The organism is Agromyces sp. Root1464 (assembly GCF_001427265.1).
In the GTDB taxonomy this organism is placed as follows: domain Bacteria; phylum Actinomycetota; class Actinomycetes; order Actinomycetales; family Microbacteriaceae; genus Agromyces; species Agromyces fucosus.
This window is the reverse complement of record NZ_LMFU01000002.1, coordinates 613,383-632,682: the sequence shown is the minus strand read 5'-3', so window position 1 is coordinate 632,682 and position 19,300 is coordinate 613,383. Positions and strand designations below refer to the sequence as shown.

Sequence of the window (19,300 nt, the reverse complement as noted above, 5' to 3'; positions counted from 1 at the left end):
CGCGCGCCGGAGTAGCGTGACGGCCATGAGCACCAGCACCGATGCCTCCGCGTCGACCGCCGACCGGTATCGCGCGTTCGCCGAGGTCGAGGCGCGCGCCATGTCCGCCACCTATGAGGCCTGGGCGGCGGGCGTCGCGACGGATGCCGCGGTGCTCGCGCTCATCGACGAGTTGCCGCCGCAGAAGCGCCAGCCGAACCTCGTCTTCTCGGCAGCGCGCCTGCTCGGCGCACCGAGCGGGACGTACGCGGTCTTCGCGAAGTGGCTCGCAGCCCACTGGAGCGAGGTGCGGGGCGTCGCGCTGACCCACGCGACGCAGACCAACGAAGCGGCCCGCTGCGCCCTGCACCTGCCCGTGCTCGGCGGCATCGAGGGGCCGATCGCGCTGCTCGAGGTCGGGGCATCCGCGGGCCTCTGCCTCTACCCCGACCAGTACAGCTACCGGTACTCGGGCCACGCGTATACCGGCACCGCGCAACTGGACCCCGTCACCGGCCCGAGCGCGGTGGTGCTCGACTGCTCCCTGCGCGGCGACGTGCCGGCGCCCGTGCCGGCTGCCATGCCCGAGGTCGTCTGGCGCGCGGGCATCGACTTGCACCCGCTCGACGTGCGCTCGCAGGCCGACGTCGACTGGCTCGACGCGTTGGTGTGGCCCGAGCACGACGATCGACGGGCCCGTCTGCGTGCCGCCGCCGAGATCGCCGCCCGCACCCCGCCCACGCTCGTCAGGGGCGACCTCAACGAGCGACTCGCCGCGCTCGCCGCATCCGCCCCCTCCGATGCCACGCTCGTCGTCTTCCACACGGCCGTGCTGATGTACCTCGACGAAGCGGGCCGTGACGCCTTCGTGCGGCAGGTCGGCGCGCTGCCCGGGCACTGGCTCTCGGTCGAGGGGCGCAATGTCGTCCGAGGCATCCGCGTGCGCGACGATGTGCCGAACGAGAGCAGCGACCTCGTGCTCGCCGTCGACGGGGTGCAACGGGCCTGGGCGCAGCCGCACGGGCGTGCGCTCACGTGGGCGCCGAATCCCTAGACTTGGCGCATGCGCATCCACATCGCGACCGACCACGCCGGCCTCGAATTCAGCCGCACGCTCGTCGACCACCTGACCAACGGCGGTCACGAGGTCGTCGACCACGGCCCGGCGGAGTACGACGCCCTCGACGACTACCCGGCGTTCTGCATCAACGCGGCGCTCGGCGTCGCCCGCGACCAGGCCGCAGGCGTTCGCGCACTCGGCGTGGTGTTCGGCGGTTCGGGCAACGGCGAGCAGATCGCGGCCAACAAGGTCCGCGGCATCCGCGCCGCCCTCGTCTGGAGCATGGACACCGCGATCCTGGCCCGCGAGCACAACGACGCCAACGTCATCTCGATCGGTGCGCGCCAGCACACCGTCGAAGAGGCGATCCGCTACATCGACGCGTTCATCGCCGAGCCGTTCTCGGGTGACGAGCGCCACGTGCGCCGCATCGCCCAGCTCGCCGAGTACGAGACGACGGGCGACATCGCCGGCAAGGGTGTCGATACTTCGACAGGCTCAGCACGGCGCGTCGAGGCACCGGCGGAGTAGTCGAGTGCCCGAGGGTCACTCCGTCCATCGCATCACCCGTCAGTTCGAGCGCAACTTCGTCGGGCACGTCGTGCGGGCCTCGAGTCCGCAGGGGCGGTTCGCGGCAGGCGCCGCCGAGATCGACGGGCGGCGCATGACCGATGCCCGAGCCGTGGGCAAGCAGATGTTCCTCGGCTTCGAGGGCGACGTCTGGCTGCGCGTGCACCTCGGCATGTACGGCGCGTGGGACTTCGCCGGCGAGATCCTGATGGACGCGACGATCGCCTCGGCCAACGGCCGCATGGGGCACACCAACCAGCGCGGCACCTTCCTCGATGCTCCGAACCCCGACGCCGTGGTCTTCGATTCGGCCGGTGAGAACTCGCTGCAGTCGATCGGCGCTCCGCGCAAGACCCGCCTTCGCATGTCGGAGTCCGAGAAGGAGAAGGACGGCAACGGCCTCGACACCTTCCCGCCCGAACCCATCGGGCAGGTGCGGGTGCGGCTCCTCACCGACACGATCTGCGCCGACCTGCGCGGCCCGACCGCCTGCGAGGTGCTCGACCCCGCCCAAGTCGAGGCCGTCGTCGGCCGCCTCGGCCCCGATCCACTGCTCGATGACGGCCCAGAGGCCGAAGAGCGCTTCACCCGCACGATCTTGAAGAAGGCCACCCCGATCGGCCTGCTGCTCATGGACCAGAACGTGGTGGCCGGCATCGGCAACGTGTATCGGGCGGAGCTCCTCTTCCGCGCCAAGCAGAACCCGCACACGCCGGGCAAGCTCGTGCCCGATGAGCACGTGCGCCACTTGTGGCGCGACTGGGCGAAGCTCCTGCGCATCGGTGTCGAGACCGGTCAGATGATGACCATGGACGACCTCGACCCCGAGGCGTACCGCGCCGCGATGGCCAGCCGCGACGACCGCCACTGGGTGTACAAGCGCGAGGGCCTTCCCTGCCGGGTCTGCGGCACCAACATCGCACTTGAAGAGATGGGTGCCCGCAAGCTCTACTGGTGCCCCTATTGCCAGGCATGAACCGTCCGTCGCCGGTCGGGTAGCGGAGCGTATCGAGACCAAGGAGCCGCATGCGTCAGAGCCCGAGCTTCACCCTCGCGAACGAGGACGGCGTGAAGCGCCTCGTGCGAGAGCATCCGTGGATGACCATCGTGAGCATGACGGATGCCTCGGGCCTCGTCGCCTCGCACTACCCGGTGCTGCTCGACGACACCGTGGACGGCATCGTGCTGCTCACCCATGTCGGTCGCCCCGATGAGATCGTGCACGAACTCGGTCGCCACGAGGTCATGGTGATCGCGCAGGGACCGCACGGCTACATCTCGCCCGGCTGGTACGACGCGAAGCCCGCCGTGCCGACCTGGAACTTCGTCTCCGCCCACATGTACGGCACCCCCGAACTGCTCTCGGACTCCGAGAACCTCCGGGTCCTCGAGGCGCTCGTCGACCACTTCGAAGACGCGATGCCCGAGCCCCGGCGCATGCGCGGCACCGCGGCGAACGCCGAGTACGCCGACCGCATCGCCGCGGGGACCGTCGGCCTCCGCATCCCGATCACGCGCTTCGTGGCGAAGAACAAGATGAGCCAGAACAAGCCGGCGGAGACCGTCGAGCGCATCATCGGCGAACTCGAGGGCCACGGCCCGTACGCGAGTGCCGCGCTCGCCGCGGAGATGCGCCGTACGCACGACGAGATGCGAGCGGCCACGGCATGAGCGACGCGATCGTCGAGGGCGCTTCGACCAGCCCAGTGGATGCCGCTGAGCCACTCATCCTCGCGGGTGCGCGTCTGCCGGGCGCCGAGGGGCTCGTCGACCTGCACCTCGCCGATGGCCGCGTCGTCGCGGTGGTGCCGAACGGGGCGACGCCGGGAGAGACGCCGCGGAGCGCCATCCGTCGCCTCGAACTCGACGGCCGCTTCGTGGTGCCGGGGCTGCACGACCGGCATGTGCACTTCTCCCAGTGGGCCATGGTCTCGCGCCGGCTCGATCTCGCCGGTGCGGAGTCGGCGGCGGCCGTGGCGGCGCTCGTCGCCGCTTCCGTCGATGGCGGCGAGCGCGAGGTGATCGGCTTCGGCTACCGCGACGGGCTCTGGGCCGACGCCCCGACTCGCGCCGTGCTCGACGCAGTCTCAGGCGACGTGCCCGTCGTGCTCGTCGCGGCCGACCTGCACGCCTGCTGGCTGAACTCCGCTGCGCTGCGTCGGCACGGCCTGAGTGATCTCGCCGGGCAGAGCGGAGTGCTCCGCGAAGACGACTGCTTCCGGCTCGTGCGCGAGATCGACGACATCGCCGACGAAGTGCTCGACGGCTGGGTCGCCGACGCCGCACGTCAAGCGTCGCGCCGGGGCGTGGTGGGAGTCACCGAGTACGAGATGAAGTGGAACCGCGACGACTGGGTGCGCCGGGTCGCCGGGGGACTCGACGCCCTGCGCGTGACGTTCGGCATCTACACGCAGCACCTCGACCGCGCCATCGCCGAGGGGCTCCGCACGGGGGACGAAGTGCCGGGCACCTCGGGACTCCTCACGGTCGGCGGGTACAAGGTCATCACCGACGGCTCGCTGAACACGCGCACCGCGTGGTGCTTTGACCCGTATCCCGGTCTCGGGGCCGAGGAGCACCCCTACGGCCTCGCGACGGTGTCGTACGACGAGCTCGTGCCCCTCATGCGCCGCGCACACCAGGCGGGCATCACTCCGGCCGTGCACGCCATCGGCGACCAGGCCAACGCCCGCGTGCTCGACGCGTTCGAAGCGGTCGGATGCACCGGCTCGATCGAGCATGCGCAACTCCTGCGCCGTGACGACATCGCCCGCTTCGCACGGCTCGGCATCGTCGCGAGCGTGCAGCCCGAGCATGCCATGGACGACCGCGACGTCGCCGACCGGTACTGGGCCGGGCGCACCGACCGGGCGTTCATGCTCGCCGACCTCGCGGCGGCCGGAGTCGAGCTCGCCCTCGGCTCCGACGCACCCGTGGCGCCGCTCGACCCGTGGGTGGCGATCGCCGCCGCAGTCGGTCGTGCCCGCGACGGGCGAGAGCCGTGGCATCCCGAGCAGGCGCTCGAGCTGCGCGCCGCGCTCACCGCATCGACGGGCGGGCAGGGAGCCTCGGTGCGCACGGGGATGCGCGCCGACCTCGCCGTGATCGAACTCGACCCCTACGCGGCATCCGTCGACGAATTGCGCAGTATGCCCGTTGCGGCGACCCTGCTCGGCGGGCGCTTCACGCACTCGTTCGGGTAGCGAAGTCATAAAATACTCGTTTGCTCTTATGATTTTCGCCGATTTCTCATAAAATGGGCGGAGCGGGATATGCAACCGCTCGAGGAGAGCCATGAGTGGAACCGACCCCTGGCCGGCCATCGGTGCAGAGACGCTCGATTGGGAGAGCCGCTACGCCGAGGCATCCGCGCTCGATCGCTTCGACCCACGGCCGACAACGTACGACGCTGCGGTGCCGCCGCTCATCGCCGAGCGTGCGCTGCAGCTGAGCCCTCGAACTGCCGCGCTCGCCCGGGCTGCCGAGAACGAGCTGATTCGCTTCGACGCGTCCCTGAACGACGAGATGACGGGGTTCGCGCCGTTGCTGCTGCGCTCCGAAGCCGCTGCGTCGTCGCAGATCGAACACCTCTCCGCCAGCGCCCGTGCCATCCTGACGGCCGAGATCGGCGACACGAGCAAGCGCAACGCGACGGAGATCGTGGGCAACACCCGGGCGATGCAGTCCGCCCTCGCGCTCGCCGACGAGCTCACGCCGGGTTCCGTGCAGAAGATGCACGAGGTGCTCATGGACGGCACGAAGCACACGCCCGGACAGTGGCGCACCGAGCCCGTGTGGATCGGCACGAGTGCGCGCAGCCCCGTCGGCGCCGCGTTCGTCGCACCACGGTACGAACGGGTGCCCGCACTGATGGAGGACGTCATGGCGTTCGCGCGTCGGGACGACCTTCCGGTGCTCGCCCAGGTCGCCGTCGCGCACGCCCAGTTCGAGACCATCCACCCCTTCACCGACGGCAACGGCCGCACGGGCCGCGCGCTCGTGCAGTCGATGCTCCGCGGCAAGGACATCACCCGCTCTGTCACCGTGCCCGTCTCCGCGGGACTCCTCACCGACGTGAACGCGTACCACGATGCGCTGACCGCCTATCGAGCCGGCGAGGTCGCACCGATCGTCGAGCAGATGGCCATCGCCAGCGACGACGCCATCAAGAACGCCCGAACGCTCATCGCCCAGCTGCGCGACACGACCACGGGGTGGCGAGAGACCGTGAGGCCGCGAACCGGGTCGCAACTCGAGAAGGTGCTCGACTACGCGGCCCGACAGCCGGTCTTCACCGCGGCCTCGGCGTCCGCGGATCTCGGCATCGGCACCACGAACATCTATCCGCATCTGCGAAGGCTCGCCGAGCTCGGTGTCCTGAAGCAGAAGGCCGAGTACAAGATGGGCCAGGTCTGGCGTGCCGACGAGGTGCTCGTCGCGCTCGACGACTTCGCGGAGCGCGCAGGGCGCCGGCGGGGTTGACCACGAAGGGCCGATGCGACACCGGGGGAAAACCCCCGCCCCGATTCGGCTGCGTACCGGCTGTGCCGGGTTCGCGCCCCTCGCGAGGCTTGAACCATGCCAGGAACACGCCTTCGACCCCCACCACTCCGTCGCCCCCGCGCCGTGCTCGGCACCGCGCTCGCCGCGGTCGCCGCGGGCGGACTCGTGGCGATCGCCTTCGCCGGATGCGGCGTCGTCGGACCCGGACCGATCTCGACGGTCGGCAAGGTCGACTTCGAGACGCCGCTCGCCATTCCGCCGCTCGCCGAGTCCTCCGTCGATGCCGACGGTACGCGTGTGTTCGCGCTCGACGCCCAGGCGGGCACGACCGAGTTCACCGCGGGGGAGCCCAGCACCACTTGGGGCTTCAACGGCAGCTACCTCGGCCCGACGCTCGTCGCCGAGCGCGGCGAGCACGTACGTGTCGACGTCGCGAACTCCCTCGAGGAGCCGACGACCGTGCACTGGCACGGCATGCACCTGCCCGCCGAGATGGACGGCGGCCCGCACCAGATGGTGGCACCGGATGCCTCGTGGTCGCCCGAGTGGGACATCGACCAGCCGGCCGCGACCCTCTGGTACCACCCGCACCCGCATGGCGAGACCGAGGACCATGTCGCGAGGGGACTCGCGGGCATGTTCATCCTGCACGACGAGCAGGAGCGTTCCCTCGGACTGCCGTCGGAGTACGGCGTCGACGACGTGCCCGTCATCGTGCAGGATACGGGCTTCTCGGCAGAAGGCGAGCAGGAGTCGAAGCAACGCGGCTACGCCGGCGGCCTCGGCGACGAACTCATCGTCAACGGCACCCGCGGCCCATACCTCGACGTCTCCGACGAGCTCGTGCGCCTCCGGCTGCTGAACGCCTCGACCGCGCGCACCTACGCCTTCACGTGGAGCGATGCGCGCCCTGTGGAACTCATCGCGACCGACGGTGGGCTGCTCGAGGCATCCGTCTTGCTCGACCACGTGCGGCTGTCGCCCGGTGAACGCGCCGAGGTGCTGCTGCGGGTCTCGCCCGGTGAGCGCGTCGTGCTGCAGTCGAAGATGACCCCCGAGATCGCGGCACTCGTCGGGCCGGTCGCCGACACCAACGGCGGCAGCGACGCGTTCGACGTGCTCGAGGTGCGGGCCGCGGAGCAACTCGACCCGGCATCGCCGGTGCCCGCCGCCCTCAACACCATCGACGACTTCGACGTGGCCGACGTCGCGACCACCCGCACGTTCACCCTGAACGACAGCTTCGAGATCAACGGTGAGGCGATGGACATGGGTCGCATCGACGAGACCGTGACCGTCGACACCCTCGAACGATGGATCGTCGACAACGCGACATCGCTGCCGCACAGCTTCCACGTGCACGACGTGCAGTTCCGCGTCGCGTCGATCGACGGCGCAGCGCCGCCGCCCGAGCTCGCGGGCTGGAAGGACACGATCTTCACCGAGCCCGAGAAGAAGTACGAACTGCTGATGCGCTTCGAGGACTACGCCGACTCCGACACGCCGTACATGTACCACTGCCACCTGCTCTGGCACGAGGATCAGGGGATGATGGGCCAGTTCGCCGTCGTCGAGCCCGGTCAGCATGCCACGATGACTGAAGGAACCCACCATGAGCACTGACACCACCATCGCAGCCACGCCGCCGACATCCGCGTCGGCCGCGAGCGCGGATGCCGCGCCGAAGCGCCGAAGCTACTGGTCGCTCTGGGCGAAGGTGCCTCGCGAGTTCGCCTTCCTCATCCTCACGATGCCGATCGCGATCACCGGTCTCGTCGTGCTCGCGACCACGTTCTTCACCGGTCTCGGCCTGATCGCACTGATCTTCGGCATCTTCATCGTCGTCGCGTCGCTCTTCACCGCCCGCGGCTTCGGCACGCTCGAGCTCGTGCGGCTGCGCTGGGCGGGCCGCCGCGAGATCACCCGCCCGATCTGGAACCGCGACAACCGCGAGCAGGGCTTCTGGCGCACGATGTTCGTGCCGTTCATCGACGGCCACTACTGGCTGTACCTGCTGCACGGCATGGTGATCAACCCGATCGTCAGCATCGTCTCGTGGAGTCTCACGGTCGCGTGGACGTCGGTCGCCCTCGGCGGCACGACCGGCTGGATCTGGCAGCGGTACATTCCCGACGGTCGCGGCGACCAGGACTTCTGGCTCTACGACGTCGTCGTCGACTGGCTGTTCCCGGGCAACACGCTGAGCGTCGACCCCCGCATCGGCGAAGCGGCCTTCGAGTTCGTCGTCGGCCTGATCTTCCTCGCCACCCTGCCGTTCGTGTTCCGGGGCCTCACCCTGCTGCACGACGTCATCGCGCGCGGCGTGCTCGGTTCCTGGCGCTCCGAGGCCCTCGAGCGCGAGGTCGCACAGCTCGACGCGTCACGCGGCGCCGCAGTGCAGGCCGAAGACGCGTCGCTCCGCCGCCTCGAGCGCGACATCCACGACGGCCCGCAGCAGCGGCTCGTGCGCCTGCAGATGGATCTCGCCGCGATCGAGCGCAAGCTCGAACGCGATCCCGATGCGGCACGCGAACTCCTCGGCGAGGCCCGTGAGCAGGCCCGCGAGACCCTCGAGGAGCTGCGCGCGCTCTCGCGCGGATTCGCCCCGCCGATCCTGCAGGACCGCGGTCTCGCCGTCGCCCTGCAGTCGGTCGCGGCGCGCAGCCCGATCCCGGTCACGGTCGAGATCGAACTGCCGGCGGATGCCACGTTGCCCGCCTCGATCGAGCGCAACGCCTACTTCGTCGCCGCCGAACTGCTCACCAACGCCGTGAAGCACGCCGAGGCGAGCGGCATCCGCCTGACGGTCTCGACGCGGGACACGGGCGCGACGGGGCACTGGATCGACCTCTGGGTGACCGACAACGGCCGCGGTGGCGCAGCGCTCACCGCCGGGCACGGCCTCGCCGGCCTCGAGGAGCGCGTGCAGGGCCTGCGCGGCATGCTCGTCGTCGAGAGCCCCGTCGGCGGCCCGACGACGATCGGGGCGCACATCCCGTTCGCGCCGCTCGCCGCGGGCGAGACAGCGCCCTTGAGCTGACATCGAGCAGCGGATGCCTCGTGGCCCAAGCGGCCACGAGGCATCCGCTCGCCCGCCGATAGTGTGGGGGCATGACCGATCGCGCCCCGCTCCGCATCGTGCTCGCCGAGGATTCGGTGCTGCTCCGCGAGGGGCTCGTCCGGCTCTTCGACGAGGCCGGTTTCGAGACGGTCGCCGCGTACGGCGAGGCCGATTCGCTGCTCGCGGCGCTCGACGAGACCCAGCCCGACCTCGCGATCCTCGACGTGCGCATGCCGCCGACCTTCCGCGACGAAGGAGTGCGCGCGGCGATCGAGCTGCGGCGCCGCATGCCGAAGGTCGGGGTGCTCCTGCTCAGCCAGTACGTCGAGGGCACCTACGCCCACGAGTTGCTCTCCTCGGGCGAGGGCGGCATGGGCTACCTGCTGAAAGACCGGGTTGCGTCCCTCGATGAGCTCGAAGACGCCGTCGAGCGAGTGAGCCAGGGCGGCACCGTGCTCGACCCGCAGGTCGTGCGCGAACTGCTCGCCCGCCGCAGCGACCCCCTCGAGACGTTGACGCCCCGCGAGCGCGAGGTCATGACGCTCATGGCCGAGGGCCGCACCAACGCCGGCATCGCGAAGGAGCTCTTCATCGGCGTCGGCGCCGTGGAGAAGAACGTCACGTCGATCTTCCAGAAGCTCGGCCTCGAGGACTCGGGCACCGACCACCGCCGCGTGCTCGCGGTGCTCACCTGGTTGCAGCGCTGACGTTCAGCCGCGCACGAGGCGGCCGATCTCGCGGCCCTCTTGGTCGAGCAACAGCAGCCGGGTCCCGTCGAAGCCAGCCAAGCGCGCCGTCGCGACCCAGCTCGGCACGAAGGCGCCGTCGCAACCCATGAGGGTCGTCGGGCCGGATGTCGCGAAGAACTGGCCATCCGGACCCACCGCCCAGCGCCCGCCGCCTCCATTGCACCCGTCGGATCCGAGCCATGATCCATCGATGGCGAACTCGACATGCGGGTCGGTCGTGCCCGTACTCCCGATGGGTTCCCACCGCCCGACGAGCTGCTCTGGAGTCGCCGCAGCGATGTTCGGCGGCAGCGGGGCCGGCCTCCGGAAGGCGGCGAGCGTCTCACCGGTCAGCTCAGGGGGTCGCGTGTAGAACTCGGCCGCAGTCTCGATCGGTTCGGGTGCGCCGTCGATGGCGAGGCGGGCCACCGCAGCTCCGTCGTCGTCGGTGAGGGTCCATCCCTCACCATCCCGCTCGTAGGAGGTCGCGGACTCCAGCCAATCGAGGCTCGGCACTCTACCCTCGACGCAGGCGCCGTCAGCTCCGAAGACGGAGGCGACGAACACCGATTCGCCCGCACTCCACGAGCCCATCACCATGCCGCACTCGCGCCAGAGCTGGAACTCGTTCGCGTCGAGACGCAGCCACGTGTACGGCCGCTCACCCGCTGTATCGGAGACGCGCCAGAGCCCGACCAGGCCGATGGCCGTCGATGTACCCGAAACGGGCGGGATCGTCGTCGGCGGCGCGTGCGACGCAGCGGGTGGCGTCGAGTGCGCCGTGCATCCGGTGAGCAGCAGTGCCGCAGCCAGGACGGCGACCATGAAGTGTCGCATGAGCACAGGGTACGGCGGGCCCGACAGCAGGGGTCGACTCCCCGTGTCAATTCGTCGGGCTGCGCCGCAGCGGCACATGCGTGCGCAGCACCTCCAGGTAGCTGCGGTAGCCGCGGAACATCCAGAACAGGAACGAGACCACCGCGAGGATCGCCCCGGCGGCGACCGACCACCCCACCGACGCGGTGAATGCGTAGACCAGCGCACCGGTGAGGAGGCCGACGAGTGCGGTGTTCACGACGAGCATCACCATCGCCGAACTCGCGAAGACCTGCGTGCGGTCGCGCGCGGCGAACGGGTAATAGGTCTGGCCGATGCCCGCCTCATCGTCGGTCGTGCCCATGAGGAAGTACCGTTCGATGCCCGGATCGAGGTCGAGGTAGGCACCGCGTAGCCGGTTCATCGCGAGCACGTACGCGAGGTCTTCGGTCGCGGTGTTGAACACGCGGAACTGCGTGATGACCCCGAGCAGCACGAGCAGCACCAGCACGCCGAGCGCCGCGATGCCGAACCATCCGCGGAACTCGGTGGCGTTGCCGAGCACTCCGAGCGTCACGAGCCCCGCAGAGACGAGCGTGAGGAAGATCGCGATGCGGGTGAGCACCTCGCTCTGCGTCGTCGACCGCGACGCGAGCAGGCTCCAGTGCTCGGTGGCCAGCATCTGCGCGCGCAGCGACTTCTGGGCATCGGTCAAGGGCGGGTCGGATGCCGCGGCCGAACTGGCGCCCGCGGCATCCGCCGAAGACGAAACGGGCCCGGGTGCATCCGCCGTCATACCGGCATTCTGCACCCGGGCCCGTCAGCCCGCCATCGCGTGTTACTTCACGGCGACGTGGGAGAAGAGGAACCAGCGGTCCTTGTCGAGGCCGCGGCGGATCTCGATCACGACGTCTTGGCTCACCGGGTCGAGCTCGTCGAGTCCCTCGATCGCCTCGGCGACCTTCTCGGCCGCGAGATCGATCTGGGCGACGACGTCGGCGATCGCCTCGTCGTACGGCTGGAACCCGAGCTTGGGGTTCGCGGCGCCGCTCTTGTCGGCGACCGACTTCAGGCGTCCGTCGACGGGCAGGCCCAGCGCGACGACTCGCTCGGCGGCGAGGTCGGCCCACTCCTGCGCGTGCGCCACGACCACGTCGAGCAGCTCGTGCACCGCGATGAAGTTCACGCCGCGCACGTGCCAGTGCGCCTGCTTGCCGTTGACGGCGAGGGCGACGAGCTCCTGCACGACGGGGGTGAGGAACTGGGCGACGCCCGATGCGACATCGGCGTTCGCGCCGGCCTTCGGGGTCTTGGGAGCAGTCTTCGTGTCGGTCATGTGGTCCACCTTCCCTGAACGTATGTCGGGTTCAACGCTACGCGGGTGCTCACATATTTCAAGGAAGGGAAGGCTGGGCTGATCCGGGGTTGACACGTGGCGCCGTGCACGTGTTCGCCGTCGCTGTCGATGGTCATCGGGTCTGTTCCGGAAGAAGTCCGGGCGGTGCGGTGCCGGTGATCGGGGTGCACCGCGGCGGGAGCGGTGGCTCTGTGGAGGGGATGACGGGAATCGAACCCGCGTGATCAGTTTGGAAGACTGAGGCTCTACCATTGAGCTACATCCCCGCGTACCCGCTCGCGGGCACTGGATCATCGTAGTACACGATGACCCCCGTCTTGTGACGCGCGCCGGGTCCTCGGCCTAACGTAGGGCGGCAATCGAGCGGATGGTGCCGCGAGCGAGCCGAAGCTGGCGCTCGTACGTCGCCGCGAGCACGACGAGCAGCACGCCGGCGATGCCGAGCCACAGCCACCACCACACGGCCTCGTAGAGGTCCGTGATCCACGGCCAGAGCTGCACGAGCGCGTGCATGAGCAGGACGGCACCGCCGAGCAGCAGCGGTGCCTGGAGCCGGCGCACGGCGCCGACGACGAGCACGACGACCGCGACGATGCCGAGCGTCACGATTCGCCAGAGCTGGGGATCGGTGAAGTCGGCGAAGAGCGGCGGGACGAGCAGCACGGCGAGGCCGGGGCCGAGCGCCGGCCAGCTGCCGAGCTCGGGGGAGCGGCGCATGCGGAACCACCCGGCGCCGATGAGGGCGATTCCGACGGCGGCGGTGACGAGGTCGAACGGGTCGACCTGGGCCGATGCGAGGGCGATCGTGCCGCCGATGACGAGTACGCCGAGCGTCGTCCATCCGAAGATCGGGCCCGCCACCGGGCGCGCCGAGGTCGCGGCGGAGGCGATGTGCGCGAGTGCGAGCGCCGTGAAGAGCGCGGCCGCGCGCACCAGGGCGGCCTCGCCGTCGACGATCTCGAGCAGGGTCGGCACGGCGGCGAAGGCGACGGATGCCGCGAGCAGCGCCTCTGCCAGCCAGAGCGGCCGAGACGTGGTGCGCGCCCACATCACCGCGATCGTCACGCCCGCCGCGAGAGCGATGAGCGGCCAGAACTCGACGATGAGCACGCTGTCGGCGACCTCGGTGGCGACGGCGGCCCCGCGAATGAGGCCGGCACCGGTGAAGGCGACCCAGCCCGTGAGTACGCCGAGGAGTCGCACGGGCACCCCGCGTGCGAGTTCGGGGAGGAACACCGCGGCGATCGCGACGACGATGCCGATCGAGACGAGCAGGAGTGCACGCAGCTCGGCTTCGCCTGCGATGCCGATGCTCGGGAGCACCGCGATCGCCGCAGCGGTCGCGAACAGGGCGGTGCGTCCCTGCGCGGGGGCGCTCCCGCTGGTGCGCCGCCAGGTGATCAAGGCGCCCGCCAGGGCGAGGGCGGCGGCGAGCGGCAGCGTGTAGGCCTCGACGCCGACCGGGTCGCCGGCACGGTCTTCCGAGAGCCACGCCCAGACCGTCGCGACGCCGAGCGCGAGGCTCAGCCATCCGAGGTGGCGGCTGGGCGACGCGCCGCCGATGGGATCGCCCGAGAGCGCGGCGAGCACGATCGGCACCGGGGTCAGCAGCAGGAGCACGACCCAGACATCGCCGGCGCCGAACGAGCCGGTGGCGCCGGCGACGAGTGCGAACGCGCCGACGACGCCGGCCGAGACGGCCCAGACGAGACGCGTGCGGCCCGTGCGCAGCGGCACGACATGGGCGAGCGCGGCGGCGAGCAACGCGGAGCCCGCGATGCCGATGCCGACGAACTCCGCGCCGAACGCCTCGTCGATGACGACTGCGGAGACGAAGCCGAGGGCGAGCGGGGTCAGCGCCGCGAACGCGATCCGCAGCCCCTCGGGCGCCCCGAGCCGCACCCACAGCACCCCGGCGATGACGAGGGCGGTCGCGGGCACCCAGCGCCACGAGGCATCCGTCTCGAAGGCGAGCGCCCAGATCGAGATGACGGATGCCGCGAACAGCGGTGTCACCGTGCACACCCGGTCGATCGTGCTGCCGAAGCGCACGACCGCGGCGAAGACGAGGACCACCGAGGAGACGACGGCGAGCCACATCCACGGCTCGACCAGTCGCACGTCGTCGGGCGCCAGCCAGAACGGGATGGAGAACACGGCGAAGACGAAGAGCGTCGAGGCGATCGCGAGATGCGCCGCGCCCACCACCGGCGCTGCAGCGGCGGGCCAGACCCGCGACGCGAGCATGCGACCGGCGACGGCGAGCACGATCACAAGGACCGCGACCCAGGGCCACACCACGGCGCTGGAGTACCCCACCCACCAGGCGAGCCCGGCGCTGGCGACGCCGCCCACAGCGAGGGCTGGGAGGAGGGCCGGAACTGCGAGGCGATGCCGGACGGCTGCGAGCGCGAGCGCCCCGCCGGCGAGCACGAGGAGCACAGCCACGGCGATCGCGGGGCCCGGTGCGACGCAGGCGAGGGCGATGCCGCTCGCGAACGCGGCGGCGGTCGGGATCGCGGCCAATGCCCGGCCGCGGCGCAGGAGCACGGAGACGACGAGCGCGCCGACGCCGACGACCACCGGCACGAGCACCGTGGTGAGGTCGTGATCGGGGACGGCGGGCGGCAGCGGCTCGCTGACCTCGAGGTTCCACGGCGGTACGCTTCCCGCCAGCCGCGTCCAGACAGTACCGAGGTACAGGACCACGCTGGACAGCACCGCGCACGCGGCGACCGCGAGTGCCGCAATGCACGCGGCGAACGAATCGCGTGCAGCAGCGGCTCCGAGGCGCGTGCCCGCGGCGAACGCGGCGGCCACGACGCCCGCCGCCGCCGGCGCGAGCCAGAGTGCGACCTCGCTGTCGAGTTCGCGGAAGATCGCCAGAGTCGGGGCGAGGGCGAGGCTGAGCCCGAACACCGGGGCCGCGATCCGGCCCCAGATGGCCGACACGCCGGGTCGCAGGCGCACCGCGACGAGTGCGACCAGCCACGCGCCCGCCACTGCGAGGTACCACCACAGTTGACTCCACGGCACCTCGGGCAGCGCCCAGTAGGCGGGAAGCAGCGCGAGCGCCCCGGCGATGAAGCCCGCCGTCATCACGATCGTGCGCTCGAGCATGGGGGGAAGGAGCACCGCGAGCGAGCCGAGGAGCGAGACGGCGAGGAACGCGACCCAGAACGGGGTGCTGAGCTGGCCGTCGGGTGCCGCGTCACTGGCGAGGAGGAACACGCCGACGGGTGCGAAGGCCGCCGCGGCGAATCCCGTGACGCGGATGCCGCTCGCCGCCCGCACACCCGCGAGCACCGCCGCGACGACGAGCAGGGCGCCGCCGAAGTACGCCGACGTGCTGACGGTCTCGGTGCCGAACAGCATGTTGGCCCGCACGATCCACACGTCGAGCAGCAGCAGCACGATGGCGACGGATGCCACGCCCTCTGCCGTGCCCGGAAGGCGGCGGGCCCGGAGCAGCCAGGCGACGCCGAGCACGGCGACGCTCGCGACGGCGATGATGATCGAACGCACCTCGAGGGTCGCGACGAGGTAGGCGACGAAGAGGAAGACGATCGCCGTGATCGAGATGAGCACGACGCCGAGCGTCAGGAGCAGCACCTGCACGCCCGAGCGACCGGAGCGAGGGGCGGCCGCAGGCGCAGATGGGGCTGCAGGCGCACCCGCAGCCGGAGGTGCGGCCGAGGCCGCAGCGGCGGGAGCGGCGACGGGCAACGGTTGGGCGACCGGCGCCGGTACCGGAGCCGATGCGGGCACGGGTACGGGTACGGGTACGGGTACGGAGAGAATCGGTGCGACCGCGACAGGGATCGTAGCGGGCGAGCCCGCCGTCGGGGCGGCGTGTGCCGCGGCATCCGTCGCACTCGACGCCGCCACCTGACGGACGCGTGCCGACTGCGCCGCACGCATGGCGGTGATGAGCGTCTGCCGTTCGATCTCCCGATCGTGCACGGCGCGACCCGCATTCAGCAGGTCGACCGCGGCGGGCACCGAGAGGTCGAGCCCGCAGGTGCCGCACACCGCTCCCTGCAGCGCCGTGAAGCACGAGGGGCAGAGCGTGGTGTCGATCAGTTGCAATGGGCCGGACGGCCAGCGTCGGACGTCGCGGGCATCGGCGGGGCGCTCAGGCATGGCCACACTCTGCCATGGTCGAGGGCGGCTGCGGGGGATCCTCCACAAGTCGTGTTCGGGGTCGGAACCCGGGATGCACAACGGGCGCCTCACGCTGTGCAGTAGACTTTCCGGGGTCCATCCGTCTGACGCATGCTTTCGCATGCCCGCGCGGCTGAATCGACGAGTTGAGTCGCGACTCGGGGCGTAGCTCAGCTTGGTAGAGCGCCCGCTTTGGGAGCGGGAGGTCGCAGGTTCGAATCCTGTCGCCCCGACGAGTTCCACGACTCGACACGAACTTCCACACAACAGGAGAACTTCCACATGCCGACCACTTCGGTTGAGAAGCTGAGCCCCACTCGCGCCAAGCTCACCATCTCGGTGACGCCCGAGGAGCTGAAGCCCAGCATCGCCCACGCGTACGAGCACATCGCCGAGCAGATCAACGTGCCCGGTTTCCGCAAGGGCAAGGTGCCGCCGCCCATCGTCGACCAGCGCGTCGGCAAGGGCGCCGTGCTCGAGCACGCCGTCAACGAGGGCCTCGACGGCTTCTACCGCGCCGCCGTCGCCGAGCACGAACTGCGCCCCCTCGGCCGGCCCGAGGCCGACATCGTCGAGTGGCCCAGCGACAAGGACTTCACGGGCGACCTGCTGCTCGCAATCGAGGTCGACGTGCGCCCCGAGATCGAGCTGCCCGCCTACGACGGCCTCGAGCTCACAGTCGACTCCGTCGAGGTCGCCGATGACGAGGTCGCCGAAGAGCTCGACCGCCTGCGCAGCCGCTTCGGCACGCTCATCACGGTCGACCGCCCCGCCAAGACCGGCGACTTCGTGACCCTCGACCTCGTCGCCAAGATCGAGGACGCCGAGGTCGACACGGCCAGCGGCATCTCCTACGAGCTCGGCTCGGGCGACCTGATCGAGGGCATCGACGAGGCCCTCGACACGCTCTCCGCGGGCGAGACCACCACCTTCGCGTCGAAGCTCCTGGGCGGCGACCACGAGGGCGAGACGGCCGAGATCACCGTCACCGTCTCCGCGGTCAAGGAGCGCGAGCTCCCCGCAGCCGACGACGACTTCGCGCAGATCGCGAGCGAGTTCGACACGCTCGCCGAGCTGACCGACAGCCTCAAGGAGCAGGTCGCTCGCAACAAGTCGTTCGGTCAGGGCAGCCAGGCCCGCGACCTCCTCGTCGACAAGCTCCTCGAGCTCGTCGAGGTTCCCGTCGCGCAGGCCGTCATCGACGACGAGGTGCACCGTCACCTCGAGAACGAGAACCGCCTCGAAGACGACGAGCACCGCGCAGAGGTCGCCGAATCGAGCGAGAAGGCGTTCAAGACGCAGATCCTGCTCGACACGATCGCCGAGGCCGAGAAGGTGCAGGTCAGCCAGGACGAGCTGACCCAGTACCTCGTGCAGGGCGCAGCCCAGTACGGCATGGACCCCAACGAGTTCGTGCAGATCCTCAGCCAGAACGGTCAGATCCCCGCCATGGTCGGCGAGGTCGCGCGCAACAAGGCGCTCGCGATCGCGCTCGGCAAGGCGAAGGTGTCGGATGCCGCGGGCAAGCCCGTCGACCTCTCCGAGTTCACCGCCGTCGCCGCTGCAGAGGCTGAAGCCGAGGCAGAGGTCGTCGACGAGGCCGAAGAGATCGTCGAAGAGGCCGAAGCCGCCGAGAAGCCCGCGCCGAAGAAGCGCGCGCCGAAGAAGGCCGCCGCCGACGACGCAGCTGACGCCGCTGAGAAGCCCGCGCCGAAGAAGCGCGCGACCAAGAAGTCCGACGCCGAGTAATCGAGCAGGATTCGACAAGAGGGGCCGGGCGATTTCGCCCGGCCCTTTCCTGTATTGGAAACGTTCCGACGACGGTCTGCGCCGTGGAGGACGCGTGGCGCATGTCCTCCACGCCGCAGAACATCGCGGGACGAGACGGAGGCCAGAGAGATGCGAATGAGCTCGAACGAGGAATGGCAGCAGCGAGTCGACGCCGTCTGGGCTTCGGCCGACGAACTCGGCGACGCAGAGGTGATCCGCCGCATCGACGCCCTCGCGGGCGAGCGGCCGGCGGGGGACCCGCTCGCACTGTTCGAGCGAGCTGGTGCACGCGACTCGGCCGGTCTCGAGGTTGAAGCGGAGCCGCTGTACCGCCAGGCCATCGCGGGCGGGCTCACGGGCTCCGAGCGCGTGCAGGCGCATGTACAGCTGGCCTCGACGATCCGCAACCTCGGGCGCCCGCTCGAGTCCATCTCGATGCTCGACGAGATCGAGCCCGAGGCCGATGAGCTGCGCGACGCCGTGGTCGCGTTCCGTGCCCTCGCTCGGGTCGATGCGGGCGACGCGCGGCTCGCGGCATCCGAGGCCCTCGCAGCCCTCGCACCGCACCTGCCGCGGTACCGGGTGTCGCTCGCCGCATACGCTGCGGAGCTCGCGGCATCCGCCTAGGGCGAACAGCCCCGTTCACGCGCGTTGCACCGGATAGATTCGAGTGAACGCGACAACGGAAACGGAGCGACACATGGCCGAACCGACACCAGGCACCGGTGTTTTCGATCGACTGCTGAAGGACCGCATCATCTGGCTTGGCTCCGAGGTGCGCGACGACAACGCGAACGAGATCGCGGCGAAGCTGCTGCTGCTCGCCGCTGAAGATGCCAAGAAAGACATCTACCTCTACGTGAACTCGCCCGGTGGCTCGATCACGGCAGGCATGGCGATCTACGACACCATGCAGTTCGTGCCGAACGACATCGTCACCGTCGGCATCGGCATGGCCGCCTCCATGGGCCAGCTGCTCCTGACGGCCGGCACCAAGGGCAAGCGGTACATCACGCCCAACGCCCGCGTGCTGCTGCACCAGCCGCACGGCGGCTTCGGCGGCACCGCGAGCGACATCCAGACGCAGGCGCAGCTCATCCTCGACATGAAGAAGCGGCTCGCCGAGATCACCGCGGCGCAGACCGGCAAGTCCGTCGAGCAGATCAACGCCGACGGAGACCGCGACCGCTGGTTCAACGCGCAAGAGGCCCTCGAGTACGGCTTCGTCGACCACATCCGCGAATCGGCGCTCGACGTCGCCGGTGGCGGCGGAACCCAGGCGTAGGCACTCG

The 19,300-nt window shown here is 70.3% G+C and carries 16 protein-coding genes and 2 tRNA genes; 13 read left to right on the top strand and 5 right to left on the bottom strand.

Translation table 11 applies throughout. From position 1 onward, the window contains the following. Positions 1-25 precede the first annotated feature (25 nt). The 9 genes from ASD23_RS08760 to ASD23_RS08720 all read left to right on the top strand — a co-directional run bounded on the left by ASD23_RS08760 (position 26) and on the right by ASD23_RS08720 (position 9,880). Positions 26-1,033, top strand: coding sequence for a DUF2332 domain-containing protein (locus ASD23_RS08760; RefSeq protein WP_056012817.1), 1,008 nt, complete (start codon positions 26-28; stop codon positions 1,031-1,033). Between the two features lie 9 nt (positions 1,034-1,042). Beyond that, positions 1,043-1,570 (top strand): ribose-5-phosphate isomerase, encoded by a 528-nt coding sequence (locus tag ASD23_RS08755; RefSeq protein WP_056009436.1) that lies wholly within the window; start codon positions 1,043-1,045, stop codon positions 1,568-1,570. A gap of 4 nt (positions 1,571-1,574) precedes the next feature. Next, complete coding sequence (locus ASD23_RS08750) at positions 1,575-2,585, top strand: Fpg/Nei family DNA glycosylase (RefSeq protein ID WP_056009432.1); 1,011 nt, start codon at positions 1,575-1,577, stop codon at positions 2,583-2,585. 50 nt (positions 2,586-2,635) lie between these two features. Continuing rightward, the gene (locus ASD23_RS08745; RefSeq protein WP_056009431.1) at positions 2,636-3,280 is read left to right on the top strand and encodes an FMN-binding negative transcriptional regulator; all 645 of its coding nucleotides are present in this window, start codon (positions 2,636-2,638) and stop codon (positions 3,278-3,280) included. After that, a complete protein-coding gene (locus ASD23_RS08740) occupies positions 3,277-4,812 on the top strand; it encodes an amidohydrolase (protein ID WP_056009429.1) in 1,536 nt (511 codons plus the stop codon). The genes ASD23_RS08745 and ASD23_RS08740 overlap by 4 nt, the downstream gene beginning before the upstream one ends. Before the next feature lie 91 nt (positions 4,813-4,903). After that, complete coding sequence (locus tag ASD23_RS08735) at positions 4,904-6,091, top strand: Fic family protein (protein ID WP_056009427.1); 1,188 nt, start codon at positions 4,904-4,906, stop codon at positions 6,089-6,091. 96 nt (positions 6,092-6,187) lie between these two features. Beyond that, entirely contained in the window at positions 6,188-7,735 is a 1,548-nt protein-coding gene (locus ASD23_RS08730) for a multicopper oxidase family protein (RefSeq protein ID WP_056009425.1), read from the top strand. Further along, positions 7,725-9,152: a sensor histidine kinase gene (locus ASD23_RS08725; protein ID WP_082571319.1), complete on the top strand. Its 1,428-nt coding sequence runs from the start codon at positions 7,725-7,727 to the stop codon at positions 9,150-9,152. Before ASD23_RS08730 ends, ASD23_RS08725 begins: the two co-directional genes overlap by 11 nt. A 71-nt stretch (positions 9,153-9,223) precedes the next feature. Further along, positions 9,224-9,880: a response regulator transcription factor gene (locus tag ASD23_RS08720; RefSeq protein ID WP_056009423.1), complete on the top strand. Its 657-nt coding sequence runs from the start codon at positions 9,224-9,226 to the stop codon at positions 9,878-9,880. A gap of 3 nt (positions 9,881-9,883) precedes the next feature. On the opposite strand, the gene ASD23_RS08715 is transcribed toward ASD23_RS08720, so the two are convergent. From ASD23_RS08715 to ASD23_RS08695, 5 genes are all read right to left on the bottom strand, one after another. Then, complete coding sequence (locus ASD23_RS08715) at positions 9,884-10,738, bottom strand: hypothetical protein (protein ID WP_157377047.1); 855 nt, start codon at positions 10,736-10,738, stop codon at positions 9,884-9,886. A 46-nt stretch (positions 10,739-10,784) separates the two neighbouring features. Further along, positions 10,785-11,513: a hypothetical protein gene (locus ASD23_RS08710; RefSeq protein ID WP_147305619.1), complete on the bottom strand. Its 729-nt coding sequence runs from the start codon at positions 11,511-11,513 to the stop codon at positions 10,785-10,787. 42 nt (positions 11,514-11,555) lie between these two features. Continuing rightward, positions 11,556-12,053, bottom strand: coding sequence for a Dps family protein (locus ASD23_RS08705; protein WP_056009419.1), 498 nt, complete (start codon positions 12,051-12,053; stop codon positions 11,556-11,558). Positions 12,054-12,266: 213 nt separating this feature from the next. Beyond that, positions 12,267-12,340 (bottom strand) — tRNA-Gly (locus tag ASD23_RS08700). A gap of 76 nt (positions 12,341-12,416) precedes the next feature. Beyond that, entirely contained in the window at positions 12,417-16,217 is a 3,801-nt protein-coding gene (locus tag ASD23_RS08695; RefSeq protein WP_157377046.1) for an SCO7613 C-terminal domain-containing membrane protein, read from the bottom strand. A 180-nt stretch (positions 16,218-16,397) separates the two neighbouring features. Here ASD23_RS08695 and ASD23_RS08690 point away from each other — a divergent pair. The 4 genes from ASD23_RS08690 to ASD23_RS08675 all read left to right on the top strand — a co-directional run bounded on the left by ASD23_RS08690 (position 16,398) and on the right by ASD23_RS08675 (position 19,293). Beyond that, positions 16,398-16,471, top strand: a tRNA-Pro gene (locus tag ASD23_RS08690). Between the two features lie 49 nt (positions 16,472-16,520). Then, positions 16,521-17,987 carry a trigger factor gene (tig, locus tag ASD23_RS08685; RefSeq protein ID WP_056009415.1) on the top strand — a complete coding sequence of 489 codons (1,467 nt, stop codon included), beginning with the start codon at positions 16,521-16,523 and terminating at the stop codon, positions 17,985-17,987. Between the two features lie 156 nt (positions 17,988-18,143). After that, entirely contained in the window at positions 18,144-18,635 is a 492-nt protein-coding gene (locus tag ASD23_RS08680) for a tetratricopeptide repeat protein (protein ID WP_056009413.1), read from the top strand. 73 nt (positions 18,636-18,708) lie between these two features. Continuing rightward, positions 18,709-19,293 (top strand): ATP-dependent Clp protease proteolytic subunit, encoded by a 585-nt coding sequence (locus ASD23_RS08675; protein WP_056009411.1) that lies wholly within the window; start codon positions 18,709-18,711, stop codon positions 19,291-19,293. Positions 19,294-19,300: the final 7 nt, after the last annotated feature.

What these genes read in the sequence shown, in the direction of transcription:
- ASD23_RS08755 (WP_056009436.1), top strand. Translation starts at nt 1,043, where the DNA reads ATGCGCATCCACATCGCGACCGACCACGCCGGCCTCGAATTCAGCCGC.
- ASD23_RS08720 (WP_056009423.1), top strand. Translation starts at nt 9,224, where the DNA reads ATGACCGATCGCGCCCCGCTCCGCATCGTGCTCGCCGAGGATTCGGTG.
- ASD23_RS08740 (WP_056009429.1), top strand. Translation starts at nt 3,277, where the DNA reads ATGAGCGACGCGATCGTCGAGGGCGCTTCGACCAGCCCAGTGGATGCC.
- ASD23_RS08705 (WP_056009419.1), bottom strand. Translation starts at nt 12,053, where the DNA reads ATGACCGACACGAAGACTGCTCCCAAGACCCCGAAGGCCGGCGCGAAC.
- ASD23_RS08715 (WP_157377047.1), bottom strand. Translation starts at nt 10,738, where the DNA reads ATGCGACACTTCATGGTCGCCGTCCTGGCTGCGGCACTGCTGCTCACC.
- ASD23_RS08735 (WP_056009427.1), top strand. Translation starts at nt 4,904, where the DNA reads ATGAGTGGAACCGACCCCTGGCCGGCCATCGGTGCAGAGACGCTCGAT.
- ASD23_RS08730 (WP_056009425.1), top strand. Translation starts at nt 6,188, where the DNA reads ATGCCAGGAACACGCCTTCGACCCCCACCACTCCGTCGCCCCCGCGCC.
- ASD23_RS08680 (WP_056009413.1), top strand. Translation starts at nt 18,144, where the DNA reads ATGAGCTCGAACGAGGAATGGCAGCAGCGAGTCGACGCCGTCTGGGCT.
- ASD23_RS08760 (WP_056012817.1), top strand. Translation starts at nt 26, where the DNA reads ATGAGCACCAGCACCGATGCCTCCGCGTCGACCGCCGACCGGTATCGC.
- tig (WP_056009415.1), top strand. Translation starts at nt 16,521, where the DNA reads ATGCCGACCACTTCGGTTGAGAAGCTGAGCCCCACTCGCGCCAAGCTC.
- ASD23_RS08745 (WP_056009431.1), top strand. Translation starts at nt 2,636, where the DNA reads ATGCGTCAGAGCCCGAGCTTCACCCTCGCGAACGAGGACGGCGTGAAG.
- ASD23_RS08695 (WP_157377046.1), bottom strand. Translation starts at nt 16,217, where the DNA reads ATGCCTGAGCGCCCCGCCGATGCCCGCGACGTCCGACGCTGGCCGTCC.
- ASD23_RS08710 (WP_147305619.1), bottom strand. Translation starts at nt 11,513, where the DNA reads ATGACGGCGGATGCACCCGGGCCCGTTTCGTCTTCGGCGGATGCCGCG.
- ASD23_RS08675 (WP_056009411.1), top strand. Translation starts at nt 18,709, where the DNA reads ATGGCCGAACCGACACCAGGCACCGGTGTTTTCGATCGACTGCTGAAG.
- ASD23_RS08725 (WP_082571319.1), top strand. Translation starts at nt 7,725, where the DNA reads ATGAGCACTGACACCACCATCGCAGCCACGCCGCCGACATCCGCGTCG.